Source organism: Sphingomonas colocasiae (genome assembly GCF_019880585.1).
GTDB lineage: Bacteria > Pseudomonadota > Alphaproteobacteria > Sphingomonadales > Sphingomonadaceae > Sphingobium_A > Sphingobium_A colocasiae.
The window spans coordinates 293,336-312,633 of record NZ_JAINVV010000006.1 but is presented as its reverse complement, the minus strand read 5'-3'; the positions used below and the strand labels follow the sequence as shown (position 1 = coordinate 312,633).

Here is a 19,298-nt window from a genome sequence, read left to right as displayed (position 1 = left end):
TCCAGTTCGTCCGGCGCCACTCCTAACGTCTATCGGCTACCGACCGCAACGGAAAGGGAGGGTTCGCTTGACTGTATGTGAGCTTTAACTCATAAAGACGATCGGCACATCCTGGTCAACAACCTTGCGGCGTGTGTCTCTCGTGACCCGGCTGGCCGAAAACGATGTCGACGACCCTAACATCCCTTGCAGATCCCGCCGGCCGCCAGCGGACGACATTGATCGTCCTGTTGCTGATCTTCATCTGCAATTATCTCGATCGTCAGATCCTTTCGGTTCTCATCCCCCAGATCAAGCTGGAATTCGGGCTCAGCGACAGCCGGCTCGGTCTGCTCACCGGGATCAGTTTCGCGCTGTTCTACGTGATCGCCGGCATCCCGCTGGCGCGGATGGCCGACAACGGATCACGGGTGAATCTGTTGTCGGTCTGCATCGCCACCTGGAGCTTGTGCACCGCGCTGTGCGCCGCGGCGACCGGCTTCTGGACATTGCTGCTTGCACGGATCGGCGTGGGCGTTGGGGAGGCCGGGTGCAGCCCGACCGCCCATTCACTGATTGCAGACCATTTCCCGATGGAGACACGTGCCTTCGCGCTTGCGGTCTATTCGACGGCGGTGCCGGTCGCGTCGCTGATCGGCCTGGCCGGGGGCGCGTGGCTTGCCGAACAGTTCGGCTGGCGGCTGACGCTTGTCGTCGTCGGCCTTCCCGGCATCCTGCTGGCGGTTGTCGCGAAGCGGTTGCTGGTCGAGCCTGCCCGCAGCGGCGGTTCGGCCGCCGGCCACCGGCTCGGCGAGTGCCTGGCCTATCTGGGCCGGACCCGGTCGCTGGCGCTGATGGCGCTGGCTGCGGCGTTCGAATCCTTTGCCGGCTTCGGCACGATGATGTGGCTGCCAAGCTATTTCGATCGCGCCTCGCATCTTGGCATGACCCAGATCGGCCTCCTGCTCGGCGCCGCGACCGGCGTGCTCGGCATTGTCGGCATATTGGGGGCGGGGCTGATTGCGGACCGGCTTGGCCGGCGCAACCGGCGCTGGAACTGTCTGCTGCCCGCCACGGTGACGGGCATCGTCTGCTTGTCCCAGGGCATGGCTTTCCTGTTCGCCGATCCGGTCGCCGCGCTGCCCTTTCTGATCCTGCCGCTGCTGGCGTTGGGGGCGAGCGGCGGACCGATCAATGCGGCCGTCCAGTCGGTGGCCCCGATGCGCATGCGAGTGACGGCCGCGGCGTTGCTGATGCTCGTGCTCAACCTGATCGGCTATGGATTGGGGCCAACCTTCGTGGGCGTTGCGAGCGACACCTTGGCGACGACCATCGGTGCGGATTCGTTGCGGATTGCATTGTTGTGCGTCACCGGTGGTTACGCGCTCGCCGCGCTGCTCTATCTCGCCGCGTCAACCGTCTTCGTCGCCGATATCGACCGTGCGCGGCGTTTCGATGCCGATCGCGCCGGTCAGCCGATCGAATAGCCGCCGTCGACGATCAGCGTCTGGCCGGTGATGTAGCGGCTCTCGTCGCTGGCCAGAAAAACGGCAAGGCCCGCGATATCGGCGGGGTCGCCGAGCCGGCCGCCGGGAATGCGGCTGCGGAAATGGTCGGCCAGCCGGGGATCGGCCCGGCGGGTCATGTCCGAATTCACGAAGCCCGGTGCGATCGCGTTGACGGTGATGCCGTCCTCCGCCAGTTCGACCGCGAGCGACCGGCACAGTGCCTCGATCGCCGCCTTGCTGGCCGGATAGGCGGATCGCTGCGCTATGCCGGATCGCGCTGCGGTGGAGGAGGTGAGGACGAGGCGCCCGCCACGCCCGCCATCGACGATCGCCGGAACGACGTGCTTGGCGGTGATGAGAGCGCCTTCGACATTGACCTGCATGACCCGGCGCCAGGCGTCGAGATCGAGTTGCCCGATCGGGCTGGCCGTGCTTGCCGAGATACCGGCATTGGCGAAACAGGCGTCGATCCGCCCGAATTGCGCCAAGGTGTGAGAGACTGCCGCCGCGGTCGCGGCTTCATCGGTGACGTCGCAGCCGATCGCGATCGCCTTCGCGCCCTTGCGTGTCAGCATTGCGGATGCCGCCTTGTCGCCGATGCCGCCGCGCGACCAGATTGCGACATGCGCGCCCGCTTCCAGCAGCGCGAGCGCCATTCCAAGGCCGATGCCGCGATTGCCGCCGGTTACGACGGCGACCTTGCCGGCAAGGCATGTCATTGCTTCCGGCCGCGTGCCCGCTCCAGCGGGCCTATCGATCCACGTGCGCGGCTGGTGAAGGGCGCGCCATAGGTGTTGTGGCCGTCCAACCCGCCAAGCGCCGCCCAGGTTCGGAAACCGAGCAGCGTCTTCAGCGTGTCGCTTGCGCCGGCGAGCACGTCGTCCCGGATAGATGCCACGCCGTTCTCCTGCTGGCGCAACCAGGGCTTGGAGTAGAAAGCGAGCAGGGCGACGCGCGGATCGTCGGTCAGGTTTTCGCCCGTCGCATGCCAGATCCGCCCCTCGAAGATGAGCGCGGAACCGGGTGGCGCTGCCGCGGCGACGGTTGCGCTGCCCTGCATCTCTTCGGACCGGCGATAGCCCAGATGGTGGCTGTTCGGAATGATCCGTGTGGCGCCGCCTTCCTCGCTGTAGCCGGACAATATCCAGGCGACATTGCACACCACCGGCTCGCTGAAATAAGCGGGTAGCGATCCTTGGTCCATGTGCAGGAACATCTCGCTTCCGCCCTTGCCGGCGATATTGGCGGTCAGGCTGGACAAGAGGATGTCGTCGCCCAACACGTCGCGAACCAGATCGAGGATCAGCGGATGCTCGGCAATCGGCGCGAAGGCATCGCCCTTGTTGAGCAGATTCCAGACACGCTGGTTGGGCCCGTCATTGGCATAGGCCGTACGGCCCGCGCCGGATTCGCAGCTTGCGATGCCGGCCGCACGCTCGCATTCGGCCTGTTCGAGCGTGCGGGCAAGCAAGTCTGACACCTGATCGGGCGACAACAGATCCGGAATGATGCAGCAGCCGGTTTCCCGGAGATCACGGCGCGCCTGTTCCATGTCGCGGCTGGGGGCGGGCAGCGGTGGACAACGCGTCTCCATCATTCGCCGGTACTCATATTGCCGTTTTCGATGCTGATGCCGCCATCGAGCGGAATCACCACTCCGTTGAGATAGTCCGCTCCCGGCGAAGCGAGATAGAGCGCGATGCCGGCCATGTCGTCGGGCCGTCCGATCCGTCCGACCGGGCAGCGGGAAATGATCTGGTCGCGATATTCGGTCAGCGTCCATTCGGTCATCTTGCTGTCGAACGGCCCCGGGGCGATCGCGTTGACCCGGATGTTCCTGCGCCCCAGCAGGACTGCCAGCACCCGTGTCAGGTGATGGACGGCGGCTTTGCTGGGGCCATAGGCATAGTTGGGCGCCAGCCTGGGTACATTGATCCCGTCGATCGATCCTATGTTGATGATGCGAGCGGAGCCTCGTTCGCCGCCGGCCTCCAGCAAGGGCAGCAGTTCGCGCGTCAGGAAGAAGGGGGCCTTGAGATTGGTGTCGAGCACCTTGTCGAAACCGTCTTCCGGATATTCCGTGAAGGGCGCCCCCCAGGTCGTGCCGGCATTGTTGACCAGGATGTCGAGCCGGTCCTCCCGCGCGCTCAGCGTGGCCACCAGCGCGGCGCGCCCCTCCGCGTTGGACAGATCCGCCGGGATGGCGATGCATTCGCCGATGGCGCCGAGTTCGCGCTCGGCGGCCTCGCAGGCATCGCGTTTGCGTGAGGTGATATAGACCCGGACGCCGTTTGCAGCATAGGCGCGAGCGATCATCAGGCCGATGCCGCGCGATCCACCGGTCACCAGCGCAACCTTTCCGGAAACGTCGAACAGCGACGCGATCTTCACCGTGTCCATCACGTCGGTTCCCTTCATCGTGCCGTGTCCCGGAATTTGAGCCAGCGCGCCGGCGTCGCGGCTCGTCCGGCGCGCACGACCCATTTGATCTTGTGCCAGCTGCCGATGTCGCGCGCCGGATTGCCGTTCAGGATGACGAGGTCCGCAATCTTGCCGATCTCGACGGTGCCCTGATCCCTGTCGATGCCGAACATCCGCGCCGGCGTAAGCGTCGATGCCGTCAACACCTCCATTGGCGAGAGGCCGGCTTCGCCCAGCAACTCCATTTCGCGAATCGAGCTCGGCCCGTGGAATGAATAGAGGGCGAAGGGATGATGCGGGGTGTCGCTGCCCGTCACGATCGGCACGCCGGCGCGTGCAAGCGCGCGGATGGCGCCTTCGCTGACCTTGAGCGTCCGATTCACGCTGTTGGGGCTCAATGCCGCGGCGGTCTGCTCGACCGCAACGGGATCATCGGGATTGCCCGACAGAAGCGAGACGGCGCGGTCGCCGTTGCGCGGATCGCGGGCATAGGCCAGTTCGGAGGGGGGAACGACTTCCAGCCCGGGGCGGGAGAGCCGCCTGGGTTCGTGACGGTTGAGATAACTGTCGGTCGTCTGCAACGTGCTCACCTGAAAGGTGCCGCTTTTCGCCATGCGGTCGATAAAGGCCTGCGACAGCGGCGTGTCCCGATTGATCAACGTGTGGGCCAGGCCGCGCGGGGCGATATCGAGCGCACGGTTCATGTCGGCCTCGGAAGAAGCATGGATGAAGACCGGCAGGTTGTTTTTCTTCGCTTCGGTGCCGATCCTTGCGAGAATTCCGGCGCTATGGGTCGGCATCTTCTGGAAATCGATGAAGCCGCTTTCCAGCAGCACCTTGACGCCGATCACGCCCGCCTCGCGCGCGCTGCCAAAGGCGCGGTCGACATCGGCCTCGCTGGCGACGAGCATGAAGTCGGGATCGGCGAACGGCGGCACGCCGCCATAGCCGCCTGCGGTTGCGAGCACGGGGCTCAGATATTCATAGCGCGGCGAAGGGGCACCATCGGCTTCGAGCTTTCGGATCGCCTTGTGGACGAAGCCCGGCCCCGCAAAGTCGACGATCGTGGTGACGCCCGACGCAAGATAGGCGCGCAGATAGTCGGGCAACAGCCTCCCGCAGGTTTGCTTCCAATTCTCGGTCCGTGCGTCGGGATGCTGCAGCGCGCAGCCGGGCGACCACATCATATGGACATGCGCATCGACCAGCCCGGGCGCGACATGACCGCCATCGGCGTCGATGGTGGTCGTGCCTCTTGCTTTGCCGCTGACCTTGCGTGCCTGTTTTTCGATCGCCGCGATCCGGCCGTTGACGATGCGGATGGTCGCCAGCCCGCCGCCCTGCTCGCCGCGCGCGTCCACGATACGGGCATTGCGGATGATCAGGTCGCCGTCAGCCGCCATTGCCATTGTCATCGGCGCAAATGCGGCCACCGCCGCGAACATCAGCGTCAGCGCGCTACGCCTGATCGGCATCCCAACTCCCTTTCAAATCCATCATCTGTGTTATGTGAGCATAAGCTCACATAGATCGTGATGTCAACGCGGCCTTCGGCGCCGTGTGGCCGGGAGAAGACAATGCCTCATTTCCTGTCGTTGCTGGCTTCCGCCGGAGTGCTCACTGTCCAGCCGGCCTGTATCGACGCGCCCGGCGGCGGAATCGTGATGTCGGCGCCGACCGATCGGATCGCGCATGACGACCATGGTTTTGCCCAGTCCCGCTGGGACGGTGACCGACTGTATATGTCGGGCGTGATCGTGACGCGCGAACCCGGTGAGGGGCGCGACGGCGCAGCGCTGCGCCAGCAACTGCGGCGCGCCTTCGAGCGGATCGCCGAGACGTTGCGCGCGGCCGGCAGCGACTTTTCCCGAGTGATCATGATCAGGAGCTATCATGTTTGGGACAGCCCCGACTTCGAGGGAGACCGCTTCGAACAGTTCGCTGCCTTCAATGACGTGAAGCGGGAATTCATGCGCGCGCCTTGGCCGGCGTGGACGGCAGTCGGCACGACCGGCCTCCTGGCCCCAGGTGGCATCGTCGAGATCGAACTGGTTGCTCGGGTTCCCGTGCGGACTTGCGCAGAGCGGGGAGCAGGGCTTTGAATTTCCACCCGGAGGGATGACCCGCCTATCGGGCGAACTCGCTACGGATCGAGCTATTCCGGTCCGCCCTGCGGCGTTGCCGAGCGACCGCCCAGGCTGATCAATATCGTCGATCGATGCGTGTATCCAATGCTCTCGATTCGTTGGCGCCTTTTGCGCCAAGCATTCAAGAATATTGGTGACCCCTACGGGAATCGAACCCGTGTTTCAGCCGTGAAAGGGCAGGGTCAAAACGCCCTTGGACACACTTGGATAATAGTAAAATCAATAAGTTAAGGCGATATCATCCTTGAGCGTCCGTCGCAATCCGGGTAAAAATACTGGACAAGTTCTGGACCTTTTTGCTCTGATGGCCAAGACAGTCGCCGATCTCCCGCTGCAGACCCGCGCCTCACGCTTGCGCCTCAAGCCCCGCGCGAAGCCCTATTGGCGCGCGATCACGGAAGGCTTCCATCTCGGCTACTATCGGGGACGCCGCAAGGCGGCATGGGTTGCGCGGCTGCGCTGTCCGGACAAGGAAGACAGCTATTGGACCGAGCGGCTCGGCCAGACCGATGACATACTGCCTGCCGACAGCGATCATGTGCTCAGCTATCCCCAGGCACTCGACAAGGCGATCCGCTGGAAAGCGATCAAGCTCGAACAAGCATCGCCACAGGCCGAACTCGATCCCGAGATAACCGTCGAGCAGGTCGTGAAGGTCTATATCGGCAAGCGGGACGCCCGCCGTTCGCTGCAGGCCGGCCGCACCGTTCGCTCCGATGCCCATTACAAGCTCAAGGCCCATGTTCTCGCCGACCGGAGAATAGCAGGCATGACGCTTGCCCGGCTAACCGAAGCCGACCTGATCGCCTGGCAGGGGCGGCTCGTGCGACTGGCCCCCTCCAGCCGCCAGCGCGTGGTCAACGAGTTCAAGGCCGCGCTCAACGAGGGCTATCTCACGCACCGGCGTGCGCTTCCCGCCGATGTGCCGGTGGCCATCCGTTACGGGCTCCAGGTCGAGACCGGCGGCGTGGTCATCTCCCGCGCGCGCGAAAACCAGATCCTGCCCGATGACGAGATTCGCCGCATCGTCGCGGAGTCGCTCGGGCTCGATGAGGATTTCGGGCGGCTGGTGCTCCTCCTCGCCGCGACCGGCGCGCGGTTCGCGCAACTCCGCCGCATGACTGTCGGCGACGTCCAGTCAGGCCAGAGCCGGCTGCTCATCCCGCAATCGTTCAAGGGCAAGCGCAAGACGGTCGAATATATCCGGGTCGCCGTCGGCGCAGATGTGATCTCCGCGTTGGCGCCGGTCGTAAACGATCGTCCGGCCAGCGCGCCATTGCTGGAACGGTGGCGCATGCATCAGGTCTCGGCAATGCACTGGGTCCGCGACAGCCGCGGCGCCTGGACGACCGCCAGCGAGATGACCCGGCTCTGGGCGAAAGTCATCGATGCGACCGGGCTGCCGACTGCGACCATTCCCTATGCACTCAGGCACTCGTCGATCGTCCGGGGCCTGCGCAGCGGCTTGCCGATCCGGCTGGTCGCAGCCCTGCACGACACCTCAGTCGCCATGATCGAGCGGCACTATTCGCGCTGGATCACCGAAGGGCTCGAGGAAATGGTCGCGCGCGCGGTCGTGCCTATGATCGGCGGGGCGAGGGCGGACAACACGCCGCCTGTGGAGCGGGTGCCTGATCGTATCCTTGTCTGACACGCGGTCTCCCGCCCGGAACACGATGCCCGTTTTGAATTGCTCCTGTGCCCGTTTCAGATTTGTCCTTCCCGACGCCATTCTTAGAATGATGTAAAAGAAGAGCAGATCAGGGAGAGGGACCCAGTGAGCATCGATTCGTCGGATTTCCATGCCGGCCGCAGGCGCTTGCGTCGTGGCGTCGCCGGGGCGGCCCTGGTTGCAGGGCTTCTCGGCGCACTGCCGACGGCCGCCGTCGCCCAAGGCGCGCCCGAGGACAGCACCCAGGCGGAGGCCGGATCAAGCCGCATCGAGGACATCATCGTCACCGCGCGCCGCCGTGCCGAGCGCTCGCAGGAAACCCCGCTTTCGATCAGCGCCATCTCGGGCGCGCAGCTAGAAACGCTGAACATCGTCCGTATCGAGGGCATCACCCAACTCGCGCCGAGCCTGCGCATCACGCAGGCCAGTGGCAGCGGCAACGCGCCGGCGATCTACATCCGCGGTATCGGCACGTTGTCGACCGCGCTCTATGTCGAGCCGGCGGTGGGCGTGTATATCGACGGCGTCTACAATCCCCGGCCCAGCGGCAACACTTTCGACCTGCCCGACATCGCCAGTGTCGAAGTGCTGCGCGGACCGCAGGGCACATTGTTCGGCCGGAACACGACGGGCGGCGCGATCCTGCTATCGACCCGCAACCCCGACGAGGAATTCGGCGTGAAGGCCGATTTCTCCTATGGCTCGCGTTCCGAGGTGACGGGTTCGGCGGTCATCCAGTTCGGCCGTCTCGGCAATTCGCCGTTCACGCTGAAGGTTTCGGCCCAGTCGCATACGCGCGACGGTTGGGTGGAGACGCCGGGTGTGTCGCGCTCCAAATGGGGTGGTGCACTCGACAGCTGGGGGTTCGGCGCCGCGCTGCGCGGCGATCTGGGCGACCTGACCGTCGACCTGCGCGGCCGCTACAACAAGGTGAATTCCTATACCGGCTGGGAAGTGCTGGGTGGATCGACCGTCGGGCGCGCCTATTTCGGCAATGCCGCCGCGGCGAACGGCCCTGCATTCCCGATCGGGCCGGGGCCGCGCGACTTCAGCTATCGTGATCCACGCACCGACGGAAAATCGGCGGTGGAGACCTATGGCGGTGTCCTGACGGTCGAACAGCAGTTCAGCGACGCGCTGACGATCAAGTCGATCACCGGCTATAACGAGATCCATCAGAATCTGCGCGGTAACATCGGCGGCGGTGCGACCCGCGGCGCGGTCGCCAATCCGGCAGTGGCCGGCCAGCCGATCGAATGGGTCACCGCGCACGTGACCCCGGCCAATCCGGGACAGCAGAAGCAGTTCACTCAGGAATTGCAGTTCCTTGGCGATGTCGGCGAGTTCAATTATCTCGTCGGCCTCTATTATTACGACGAGAAGGTGGACGAGACGATCACCACCATCCTCAATTCGCCGCTGTCCGCCGCCGCCGCGATCCGGTTGAACCGCAGCACCAGCTATTCGATCGATTCCAAATCCTATGCCGGTTTCGCGCAGGTCGGGTGGAAGCCGTCCTTCGCCGATGGCAAGCTCGAGATCGTCGGTGGCATCCGCTACACCGAGGACAAGAAAACACTCGATTCCCGTTCCGTCTCCACGACGACGACCACCACCACGCTGACGCAGGCGCGTGGCGACAAGTGGAACAATGTCGGCTGGCTGGGCTCGATCAGTTACAAGGCGCTGCCAGATGTGCTGCTCTATGCCCGTGCATCCTCGGCCTACCGTTCGGGCGGCTATAATGCGCCGACCGTCGGCGCGCCGCCCTTCGGCCCCGAGACCGCGCGCAGCTACGAAGCGGGCATAAAGAGCGACTTCTTCGATCGCCGCGTCCGCCTGAACGTGGCTGCGTTCCAGACCGATTATGACGATCTGCAGGTCAACGGCTACAGCATCGTCACCAACACCAACCAGCTCACCAATGCCGGCAAGGCGCGCTATCGCGGCTTCGAGGTGGAGGGGCAGGTCGTGCTCGGGGGCCTCAAGATCGACGCGAATCTCGGTTATGTCGATCCGGAATATCAGGAATATATCATCGCGGTCGGGGGCGTGCCGACCAACGTTGCCGACCAGGCGGAATTCGCCAACGTGCCGAAATGGACCTATCATGTCGGCGCCGAATACACGTTCGACACGGTATCGGCCGGCAGCTTCACGCTGCGCGGAGATTATACCGGCAAGAGCAATTCGCCCACCTACACCTTGCTCTCCCAGGCACCGAACACCGCGCAGGTTCCGCTCTACGGCAAGGAAAGCAATTACAGCGCGCGCCTGATCTGGGCGTTCGAGGTCGACGGTCACAAGATGCGCGCGCAGATCTTCGGCGAGAACCTGACCAACAACCGCTATCTGACCTTCGCGACCGATTTCGGCGCGATCCTGGCGGGGACCTATAACCGGCCGCGCTATTACGGCTTCGCGCTCGGGCTGGATTTCTAGCCTGAGACGTAGCTCGCAGACGCTGGAGGCGACGAGCCGGCTCGACGGCCGGCTCGCCATCGTCACCGGCGCCGCCTCGGGAATCGGGCGTTGCATTGCCGGGCACATGGCACTGGCCGGCGCACGCCTGTTGCTGGTCGACCGCGACGGGGCGGGGTTGGCGGATGCGCAACGCGAAATGCCCGCCGCGGCGGTGCTCGCTCTCGACATCTCCGACTGGGCGATCGACGATCCGCTAGCGGCGGCGCTACGCGACGAGAGACCGGCGATCCTGATCAACGCTGCCGGCCTGTTCCCCTCTCGCCCGATCCTCGATCTCGACGAGCCGCACTGGGATGCGGTGATCGACGTCAACCTGAAGGGTACGGTCCGCATCGCGCAACTGGTCGCGCGCATGATGCGGGACGCGGGGCGGGGCGGGGCGATCGTCAATATCGGATCGGTGCAGTCGCTGCGACCGGGGCCAGGCAAGGCCGCCTATGCCGCGTCCAAGGCCGGGCTCGCCGCTGCCACGCAGGTGATGGCGCGCGAATTCGCGCCGTTTGGTATCCGCGTGAACGCCGTGGCGCCCGGACCCGTGCTCACCGAAGCGACGCGTGGCGCGATCGAGGCGGCCGGGGGCAAGCCCGGCGTTGCACCGCCCGGCGTCGCGCAACCCGACGAGATCGCCCGCGTCGTCCACTTCCTGGCGAGTGATGCTGCGTCCTTCGTCAACGGTGCGTTCTGGACAGTCGATGGCGGCGCCACGCTGTTGCGCTGATCGCCGTGGCCGCCGGGCCCTTGCGAAACGATGCACGCTCGGCAACGAGGGCATGCTGGATGACGAACGGCCAAGGCGCGCAGGTGATGCTAGCGTGCACGAAAGACACAAGAGAGGGCGTTGAAGATGGCCACCGTGACTGGAACGGGTGATGATGCGCCGACGGCGGCAGCGTCGCCGGCAGATGCCTTGCCGTCCTGGCGGCGTCTGCTGATCATCATCATCCTGCTGACCGGCGGGATAAAATCGGCGCTCGCCTTCACCACCGTGGTGCCGGGCCTCCAGCTCATTGCCCAGGAGTTCAGCAGCTCCGGCGATTCGGTTTTGAGCGCGCAGTTCGTGGTCACGCTCGCCCCCATCGGCATGGCGATCTCCGGACTGGTCGCTGGCCTGTTCGTCAGTTCCACCAATCTGCGCGGGATGATGTTCGCCAGCCTGGCCGTCTGTACATTGGCCGGCTTGATGCAACTTCTGCCGCTCAACTATTACGCGCTGCTCGCCAGCCGCTTCGTGCTCGGGTTCAGCGCGGTCGTCGCCGACGTGTCAATGACCAGCATCCTCGCCGCGCAGTTCGCCGGGGCGACGCGTTCCAAGCTTATCGGTTATCGGCACGGCATCTCGTCGATCGGGACGGTCACGACGATGCTGCTCGGCGGCTGGCTGGCACAGAATTACGGCTGGCGCGCGCCCGGCATCATGTTCCTGATCCCGGGCGTCATGCTGCTCATCGCATTCTTCGTTTTCGACAAGCCAATCACGCTGGAGCGCAAGCTGGACAGCAAGGACCGCTTCTCGGTGTGGCAGCTCTGGCCACTGTTCCTGCTGTCGCTGATCCTGTCGATCGGCCACACCATGCCATCCTTCCAGATGCCCTTCCTGCTCAAGGACAACGGCATTACCAGTGCGGTGCTGGTGTCCCGCGTGCCTGCGCTCAGCGCCGCCGTCTCGATCCTCGCCGCCTTTGCCTTCGGCTATGTCTATTCACGGCTCGGCGGATGGACGCTGGTCATGTCGTCGACGCTGATGGGCATCGGCTTCATCGGCGCGGGATTCGCGCCGACCTATGAGCTCATCCTGGTGTGTGTGGTGATCGAGGGAATCGGCGCCGGCTGGAACATGCCCTTCTTCCTCAACCGCATCCTCGACAGGGTGAGCCCTGGGCAGCAGAATTATTCGATCGGGCTGGTCCAGTCGTCGCTGTTCCTCGGCCATTTCCTCAATCCGCTGATCACCGCGCCCGTGCGCCTGAACCTCGGCATCCACGCCACCTTCGTCACGGTCGGCGGTGCACTGGTGGCTCTGGCACTGCTCATGGGCATTTGGATCACCGCGAACCGGGGCCGTCCGAACGCACTTTGAGATCGCTGTGATGTCAGGGCGGTAGCGCTTCGCCGCGTTGACTCCTGCGCCTTCTGCATCCATCATATAAAAGATAGATAGGAGAACAAGAATGCCTCTCGGACATAGCCGTCTCGTTTCAGCCGACAGCCATTTCAACGAACCGGGCGATCTGTTCACGAAGCGGGTGCCGCAGAAGTTCAAGGATCGCGCGCCCCGGATGGAAAGCTTCCCGGAAGGTGACGGCTGGCTGTTCGAGGGGCTCGAAGGGCCGCGCAATTTCGGCTGGAACGCCTGCGCCGGCCTGCCCCCCGAAGACACAAAAGCGTGGATGCGCTTCGACGACATGCGCAAGGGCGGCTGGGATCCGGCCGAGCGCCTGAAGGAGCAGGATCGTGACGGCGTCAGCGCCGAGGTGATGTATCCCACCCCCTCGATCCAGGCGGCGATCGCGCTGGTCGAAGACGAGGAATTCCACCTGGCGCTTGTGCGCGCCTATAATGACTGGGTCTCGGAATATGTCGCCTACGACCCGGCGCGCTTCTGCGGCCTGGTGCTTTTGCCCAATCGCGGCGGCGTGAAGGCGGCAGTCGAGGAGATGGAGCGCGTGCTTGGCCGTCCCGGCATGCGCGCGGTGATGGCGCAGGCCTATCCGACCGGCACCACGGTGATGACTGACGAGCATGACTATCTGTGGGCCGCGATCCACGAGCATGACGTCAGCTTCAACATCCACGTCGCGCTCGGCATCTACAAGCCCAGCCCGCACAAGGCGAAGCTGCCCGGCTATGGCCGCTTCTTCGACGCGCCCAATCGCTGCATCGAATTCGTGTTCAACGGCGTGTTCGATCGCTTCCCGAACCTGAAGGTCGCCTTTGCAGAAGTCGATTTCGGCTGGGTGCCCTATGTGAAGGAGCAGATCGACAACAATTACCAGCGGCTCGAAAAGGTCAATCATTTCGGCCTAAAGCGCCTGCCGTCCGAATATATCGATGAGCATTTCTACTTCGGCTACATGACCGACAGCTTCGGGCTCAACAACCTGAACTACATGAATCCGGAACGCGTGCTCTGGTCGACCGACTATCCGCACATCAGCGCCGACTATCCCTATAGCTGGCGCACGATCCAGGCGTCGATGTCGGGCGTGCCCGCGCCGGTCAAGGCCGCGATCCTGCACGGCAATGCGGACAAACTGTACAAGTTCCCGGTGGCCGAAACCGTCGAGATCGGCGCCAAGCCGGCGCTCGTCACCGCCTAAGTCACGCCATTCGTCCGTTACGGGGCCGGAGCGGCCGCCTGAACTGGCGGTTGTCCCGGCCCCAGGATGACTGAAGGAAAGACATGCTCGACAAACGGATGTCGCCGGACGCCATTGTGGCGGAACTGGCGGACGGGATGACGATCGCCATCGGCGGATGGGCGACGCGCCGCAAGCCGATGGCGCTGGTTCGCGCGATCGCTCGGTCCTCCCTCAAGGATCTGACGGTGATCGCCTATGGCGGCCCCGATATCGGCATCCTGGCGGCGAGCGGAAAGCTGCGCCGGCTGATCTTCGCGTTCGTCTCGATGGATCAGATCCCGATCGAGCCGCATTTCAAGGCGGCGCGCCAGGCCGGGCTCGAAGTGTGGGAGATGGACGAAGGCATGCTCCACTGGGGCATGCGTGCTGCGGCGATGCAGCTTCCCTTTCTGCCCACCCGCGTCGGCATCGGCACCGCGATCGCTCAGGATCCGCGGTTCAGGACGATCACCAGCCCCTATGACGACGGCGAGATGCTGATCGCCATGCCCGCGATCAAGCCCGACGTTGCTTTGCTCCATGTCCATCGCAGCGACGAGAAGGGCAATGTGCTTACCCTGTCGACCGATCCGTTCTTCGACGAACTGATGGCGCGCGCCGCCGATCGCACCTTCGTGACCACCGAGCGGCTGGTGACGACCTCGGAGCTCAGCCTGCCCGACAACGCCCGCTATCACCTGGTCGAACGCTCGCTGATCGCCGGTGTGGCGGAGGCGCCGTTCGGCGCGCATCCGACCAGTGCTGCGCCCGACTATCAGCTCGATCTGCCGCATCTGCGGACCTATGCGGCCGCGGAAGGCGATGCCTGGGCCGATTATCGTGCCCGCTATGTCGAGGTGGACGAGCCATCCTATCTGGCCGCGGTCGGCGGTGCGGACGCGATCCGTGCCATTCCCGCGCCGGTCTATTGAGGCGCGCCGCATGACCGATACGACCGCAACGCTCGCCGAATTGCTGATCGCCGCCTGTGCGGAGGTGTGGCGCGACGATCCCGAATGGCTGGCGACGGGCATCACGCCGATCCCGCGGCTCGGCGCGAGCCTGGCCAAGCTGACCTTCAATCCGCGGCTGATGATCACCGATGCGGAGAATATGCTGCTGGAGGAACCGGCGCCGATCGGACCGCGCGAGACAAGCCCGATCGCGGAGGGCTGGGCGCCCTATATGCGCACCTTCGACAATCTGTGGGGCGGGCGCCGGCATGCGCTGGTCGCGCCGGTGCAGATCGACCGGTTCGGACAGACCAATATCAGCGTCATTGGCGATCATGCCGCACCCAAGGCGGCGCTGCTGGGCGCGCGCGGTTTTCCCGGCAACAGCATCTCGCACCCGAACAGCTTCTTCATTCCCCAGCACGGCCGGCGCTCGCTGGTGGCCGGCGAAGTCGATTTCGTCTGCTCGGCGGGCTATAATCCGGCGCGCTGGCCTGACGGGCGCAAGCCGCATCGCCTGGAATTGAGGCGGATCGTCACCAATCTGTGCGTTATGGATTTTGGCGGCGCCGACCATGCCGTCCGCCTGGTTTCGCTGCATCCAGGTGTGTCGATCGACGAGGTTCGCGACAATACCGGCTTCGATGTTGAGCTGCCGCAAGGAGCGGTTCCAGAGACCGCGCTTCCCGATGCCGGGGCGCTGGCGGTGATCCGCCGGCTCGATCCGCACGACATCCGCGCGACCCTGATCAAGGGAAATCCGCCGGCCGTTCACGCCATGTGATCGCCGGGGCGTCTGCGATGTCCCGAAAGCACCATAAGCATGCCGTGACTCTATCACCGATGGTGTTGACGCCTCTCAAGATTGCAATGATTGATAATCTTAAGATGGAGAGGGACGTCCTATGAGCTCTGCCACGCCCGACCCGGCCGATATCGTCTACGAGACCGAGACCCCGGTTCTCTACGAGGTGCGCGATGGCGTCGCCTGGGTGACGATGAATCGCGAGCGCTACAACAACGCACAGAACAGCCAGATGACTTATGCGCTCGACGCGGCGTTCCGCCGGGCGGTCGACGATCCGGCGGTGAAGGCGATCGTGCTGGCCGGCGCAGGCAAGCATTTCTCGGCGGGCCACGACATCGGCACACCGGGCCGCGACATCGCCCGCAGCTTCGATCGCGCGCATCTGGTGCCCGATCATGTCGGCCGCCCCGGCGCCGAACTGCTCTACACCCGCGAACAGGAAGTCTATCTCGGCATGTGCCGTCGCTGGCGGGATATTGCCAAACCGACGATCGCGATGGTGCAGGGCGCCTGCATCGCCGGCGGTCTCATGCTCGCCTGGGTATGCGACCTGATCGTCGCATCCGACGATGCGTTCTTCCAGGATCCCGTGTCTAAGCTGATGGGCATTCCGGGGGTCGAATATTTCGCGCACGGCTTCGAACTGCCGCCGCGAGTCGCCAAGGAATTCCTGCTGCTCGGTGAGCGCATGGGAGCGGAGCGCGCCCATAGCTTCGGCATGGTCAACAAGGTGGTGCCGCGCGCGGAGCTGCAGCAGGCGACGACCGAGATGGCGGCGAAGCTGGCGGTGCAGGGCTCGCTCGGCATGTGGCTGACCAAGCAGGCGATCAATCATGTCGAGGAACTGCGCGGCAAGCGTCACGCGATGGATGCAGCGTTCCACATGCATCATTTCGCGCATGCCCAGAACGACCTGACGACCGGCAATTCGCTGGGCGGTGTGACCGGCAAGAGCGCGGCCGCGGACAACAGGCGCGCCGAGGGCGAATGACCGATCCGCTCGCCACGCCCCTGACCGAACTGCTTGGCTGCCGGTTGCCGGTGATCCAGACCGCGATGGGCTGGATCGCGGAGCCCGCGCTCGTGGCGGCGACGGTCGAGGCGGGCGGGTTCGGCTTTCTCGGCGCGGCGGTGATGACGCCGGCTGAGGCGGGCGCCAAGATCGCCGAGGTCCGGCGGCTGACGTCCAGGCCCTTCGGCGTCAATTTCCACATGTTCCAGCCGGGCGCGGCGGAACTGGTCGATATCGTCATCGCCAATCGCGATCAGGTGCGCGCCGTCAGTTTCGGCCGCGGGCCCGACGCGAAGATGATCGGGCGTTTCCGCGATGCCGGCATAGTCTGCGTGCCCACGGTCGGCGCGGTGAAGCATGCGCGCAAGATGGCGTCGCTCGGCGTCGACATGCTGGTGGTGCAGGGCGGCGAGGGTGGCGGCCATACCGGGTCTGTGGCCTCGACGGTGCTGCTGCCGCAGGTGCTTGATGCGGTCGATTTGCCCGTCATGGCCGCGGGCGGTTTCGCCGATGGACGCGGGCTTGCGGCGGCACTCGCCTATGGCGCGGCGGGCATCGCGATGGGGACGCGTTTCCTGATGACGCGCGAGAGCCCGGTGCCCGCGCCGGTCAAGCAGCTATATGTCGCTGCGGGCACCGACGATATCGTCGTGACCGACGCGATCGACGGACTGCCGCAGCGCATGATCCGCAACGCGGCGCTGCGCCGCCTGATGTCCGGCGGGCCGCTGGCGTCCTGGGCGAATGCCGTTTCGGCGGGACTGATGATGAAGCGGACGACGGGCGCGTCATGGGGCGCGCTTCTGCGGGGTGCGCAGGGGATGCGCAGCCATGGCGGGCTCAGCCTGTCCCAGGCGATGCGCGCCGCCGCCGCGCCCGCCCTGATCCAGCGCGCGGTGGTGTCCGGCGACGGCCGGGACGGCCTGATGGCGACGGGTCAGGTCGCCGGCCGGCTCGACGATCTGCCCAGCGTCGCCGAACTTCTCGACGCGATCGAGCGCGATGCCCGCGACCGCATCGCGGCGCTCGTTCCGCCGCCTTCGATCAAAAGGATCCGTGCCTGATGCCCGTCCTGACCCGCATCGCCGACCGGATCGGCGAGATCATCCTGGATCACCCCCCGGTCAATGCGCTGGACAGCGCGGGCTGGAACGCGGTGCCCGACATCGTGACCGCGATGGGCCGCGATCCGGAGGTTCGCTGCGTGCTGATCCGCGCCGAGGGACGCGGCTTCTGCGGTGGCGTCGACATCAAGGAGATGCAGGCGCATCCCGAGCGCATCGTCGCGCTCAATCGCGGCAATTACCGGACGTTCCAGGCCGTGCGCGCCTGCGAGGTGCCCGTGGTCAGCGCGGTCCATGGCTTCATCATCGGGTCGGGCATCGGCATCTGCGGTGCATCCGACGTCGTGATCGCGGCGGAGGACGCGTTCTTCTCGCTGCCCGAGGTCGATCGTGGCGCGATGGGCGGGGCCAGCCATCTGATGCGCATGTTCCCGTTGCAGAAGGTGCGCGCCGCCTTCTTCACCGCGGGGCGAATCGACGCGGCTGAAGCCTATCGGCTCGGTGCCGTGGAGAAGGTCGTCCCGCGCGAGACGCTGGTGGAGGAGGCACGCGCCTATTGCGCGGTGATCGCCGGCAAGAGCCGCAAGGCGCTGACCACCGCCAAGGAGGCGCTGAACGGGATCGAGCCGCGCGACGTCGATCACGGCTATCGCTTCGAACAGGGCTTCACGCTGGAAATGTATCTGCACGAGGACAGCCAGCGCGCGCGCGACGCCTTCGTCCAGGATGGCAAGGCGGCGGATTACTGATCGTGGATCTCAATTACTCCCCCGCCGAACAGGCTTTCCGCGCCGAGGTGCGCCAATGGCTGGCCGCGCATGTCCCCGCGCAGCCGCTGCCCGATTTCGATTCGAGCCGTGAGGGTTTCGAGGCGCATCGCGCCTGGGAACGCACGCTGAATGCCGGCGGCTGGGGCATGGTGACCTGGCCCGTCGATTATGGCGGACGCGGGCTCGACCTGATCCGCTGGCTGATCTTCGAAGAGGAATATTATCGCGCGGGTGCCCCGCTGCGCGTCAATCAGAACGGCATTTTCCTGCTCGGCCCCACGCTGATCGAATATGGCACGCCGGAGCAGAAGGCGCACTTCCTGCCCGCCATGGCTGCGGGTGACGAGATCTGGGCGCAGGCCTGGTCCGAACCGGGTGCGGGCAGCGATCTGGCCGGCGTGCGCGCCACCGCGGTGCGCGACGGCGACGATTATATCCTGTCCGGCCACAAGATCTGGTCGTCGCGTGCCGTCCATGCCGACTGGGCGTTCGGCCTGTTCCGCGAGCCGGGGAGCGAGCGGCACAAGGGGCTGTCGTTGATCCTGTTCCCGCTCGATGCGGCCGGTGTGACGGTGCAGCCAATCAAGCGGCTCGACGGCAAGCCGGTCTTTGCCGAACTGTTCCTGGACGATGTCCGCGTGCCCGCCGCCAACCGGCTGGGCGAGGAGGGGCAGGGCTGGGCGGTGTGCATGTCGACCGCGGGTTTCGAACGCGGCCTGATGCTGCGCAGCCCCGCGCGTTTCCAGGTTGCGGCCGCGAAGCTCGTCGATCTGTATCGCAGGCGTCAGGGAAGCGTCGATCCGCTGGCGCAGGCCGCGGTGATGCAGGCCTGGATGGATGCCGACGCCTATGCGCTGTCGATCTACGCCACCGCGAGCCGGCTGATGGCCGGCGGCGCGATCGGGCCGGAGACCAGCACCAACAAGATCTTCTGGTCCGAACTCGATCTCGACCTGCATCGCACCGCACTGTCGATCCTGGGGGCGGAGGCCGAACTGACCGGCGCGGCGCCCGACGCCTCGGCCGATATCCAGGACTGGCTGGACGGCTATGTCTTCTCGCTGGCCGGACCGATCTATGCAGGCGCGAACGAGATCCAGCGCAACATCATCGCCGAGCGGATGCTCGGCATGCCGAGGTAG

The 19,298-nt window shown here is 65.3% G+C and carries 17 protein-coding genes; 13 read left to right on the top strand and 4 right to left on the bottom strand.

What is annotated here, in order from left to right:
* The first annotated feature begins 164 nt into the window (after positions 1-164).
* The gene (locus K7G82_RS14755; protein WP_222990662.1) at positions 165-1,466 is read left to right on the top strand and encodes a spinster family MFS transporter; all 1,302 of its coding nucleotides are present in this window, start codon (positions 165-167) and stop codon (positions 1,464-1,466) included.
* On the opposite strand, the gene K7G82_RS14750 is transcribed toward K7G82_RS14755, so the two are convergent.
* The 4 genes from K7G82_RS14750 to K7G82_RS14735 are packed head-to-tail and all read right to left on the bottom strand — an operon-like array spanning position 1,451 to position 5,383.
* A complete protein-coding gene (locus K7G82_RS14750; protein WP_222990661.1) occupies positions 1,451-2,206 on the bottom strand; it encodes an SDR family NAD(P)-dependent oxidoreductase in 756 nt (251 codons plus the stop codon). The two genes, K7G82_RS14755 and K7G82_RS14750, sit on opposite strands and share 16 nt — an antisense overlap.
* Positions 2,203-3,084: a phytanoyl-CoA dioxygenase family protein gene (locus tag K7G82_RS14745; RefSeq protein WP_222990660.1), complete on the bottom strand. Its 882-nt coding sequence runs from the start codon at positions 3,082-3,084 to the stop codon at positions 2,203-2,205. The genes K7G82_RS14750 and K7G82_RS14745 overlap by 4 nt, the downstream gene beginning before the upstream one ends.
* A complete protein-coding gene (locus K7G82_RS14740) occupies positions 3,081-3,905 on the bottom strand; it encodes an SDR family oxidoreductase (RefSeq protein WP_425517270.1) in 825 nt (274 codons plus the stop codon). Before K7G82_RS14740 ends, K7G82_RS14745 begins: the two co-directional genes overlap by 4 nt.
* Positions 3,902-5,383, bottom strand: a complete 1,482-nt coding sequence (locus K7G82_RS14735; protein WP_222990659.1) for an amidohydrolase family protein — start codon at positions 5,381-5,383, stop codon at positions 3,902-3,904. Before K7G82_RS14735 ends, K7G82_RS14740 begins: the two co-directional genes overlap by 4 nt.
* A 189-nt stretch (positions 5,384-5,572) precedes the next feature.
* Between K7G82_RS14735 and K7G82_RS14730 the strand changes: the two genes are divergently transcribed.
* From K7G82_RS14730 to K7G82_RS14675, 12 genes are all read left to right on the top strand, one after another.
* A complete protein-coding gene (locus tag K7G82_RS14730; RefSeq protein ID WP_222990658.1) occupies positions 5,573-6,010 on the top strand; it encodes a Rid family hydrolase in 438 nt (145 codons plus the stop codon).
* Positions 6,011-6,359: 349 nt separating this feature from the next.
* Positions 6,360-7,706, top strand: coding sequence for a tyrosine-type recombinase/integrase (locus K7G82_RS14725; RefSeq protein ID WP_222990657.1), 1,347 nt, complete (start codon positions 6,360-6,362; stop codon positions 7,704-7,706).
* A gap of 126 nt (positions 7,707-7,832) precedes the next feature.
* The gene (locus K7G82_RS14720; protein ID WP_222990656.1) at positions 7,833-10,169 is read left to right on the top strand and encodes a TonB-dependent receptor; all 2,337 of its coding nucleotides are present in this window, start codon (positions 7,833-7,835) and stop codon (positions 10,167-10,169) included.
* Entirely contained in the window at positions 10,096-10,929 is an 834-nt protein-coding gene (locus tag K7G82_RS14715; protein WP_343228583.1) for an SDR family NAD(P)-dependent oxidoreductase, read from the top strand. The genes K7G82_RS14720 and K7G82_RS14715 overlap by 74 nt, the downstream gene beginning before the upstream one ends.
* Positions 10,930-11,055: 126 nt before the next feature.
* Positions 11,056-12,288, top strand: a complete 1,233-nt coding sequence (locus tag K7G82_RS14710; RefSeq protein WP_222990654.1) for an MFS transporter — start codon at positions 11,056-11,058, stop codon at positions 12,286-12,288.
* 91 nt (positions 12,289-12,379) lie between these two features.
* Positions 12,380-13,528, top strand: a complete 1,149-nt coding sequence (locus tag K7G82_RS14705; RefSeq protein ID WP_222990653.1) for an amidohydrolase family protein — start codon at positions 12,380-12,382, stop codon at positions 13,526-13,528.
* A gap of 83 nt (positions 13,529-13,611) precedes the next feature.
* A complete protein-coding gene (locus K7G82_RS14700) occupies positions 13,612-14,481 on the top strand; it encodes a CoA transferase subunit A (RefSeq protein ID WP_222990652.1) in 870 nt (289 codons plus the stop codon).
* Between the two features lie 10 nt (positions 14,482-14,491).
* Positions 14,492-15,286, top strand: a complete 795-nt coding sequence (locus tag K7G82_RS14695) for a CoA-transferase subunit beta (RefSeq protein WP_222990651.1) — start codon at positions 14,492-14,494, stop codon at positions 15,284-15,286.
* 121 nt (positions 15,287-15,407) lie between these two features.
* Positions 15,408-16,301 (top strand): enoyl-CoA hydratase, encoded by an 894-nt coding sequence (locus K7G82_RS14690; protein ID WP_222990650.1) that lies wholly within the window; start codon positions 15,408-15,410, stop codon positions 16,299-16,301.
* On the top strand, positions 16,298-17,386 hold the full coding sequence (locus tag K7G82_RS14685) for an NAD(P)H-dependent flavin oxidoreductase (protein WP_222990649.1): 1,089 nt from the start codon (positions 16,298-16,300) through the stop codon (positions 17,384-17,386). The genes K7G82_RS14690 and K7G82_RS14685 overlap by 4 nt, the downstream gene beginning before the upstream one ends.
* Complete coding sequence (locus tag K7G82_RS14680) at positions 17,386-18,135, top strand: enoyl-CoA hydratase family protein (RefSeq protein WP_222990648.1); 750 nt, start codon at positions 17,386-17,388, stop codon at positions 18,133-18,135. Before K7G82_RS14685 ends, K7G82_RS14680 begins: the two co-directional genes overlap by 1 nt.
* Positions 18,136-18,137: 2 nt before the next feature.
* The gene (locus tag K7G82_RS14675) at positions 18,138-19,298 is read left to right on the top strand and encodes an acyl-CoA dehydrogenase family protein (RefSeq protein WP_222990647.1); all 1,161 of its coding nucleotides are present in this window, start codon (positions 18,138-18,140) and stop codon (positions 19,296-19,298) included.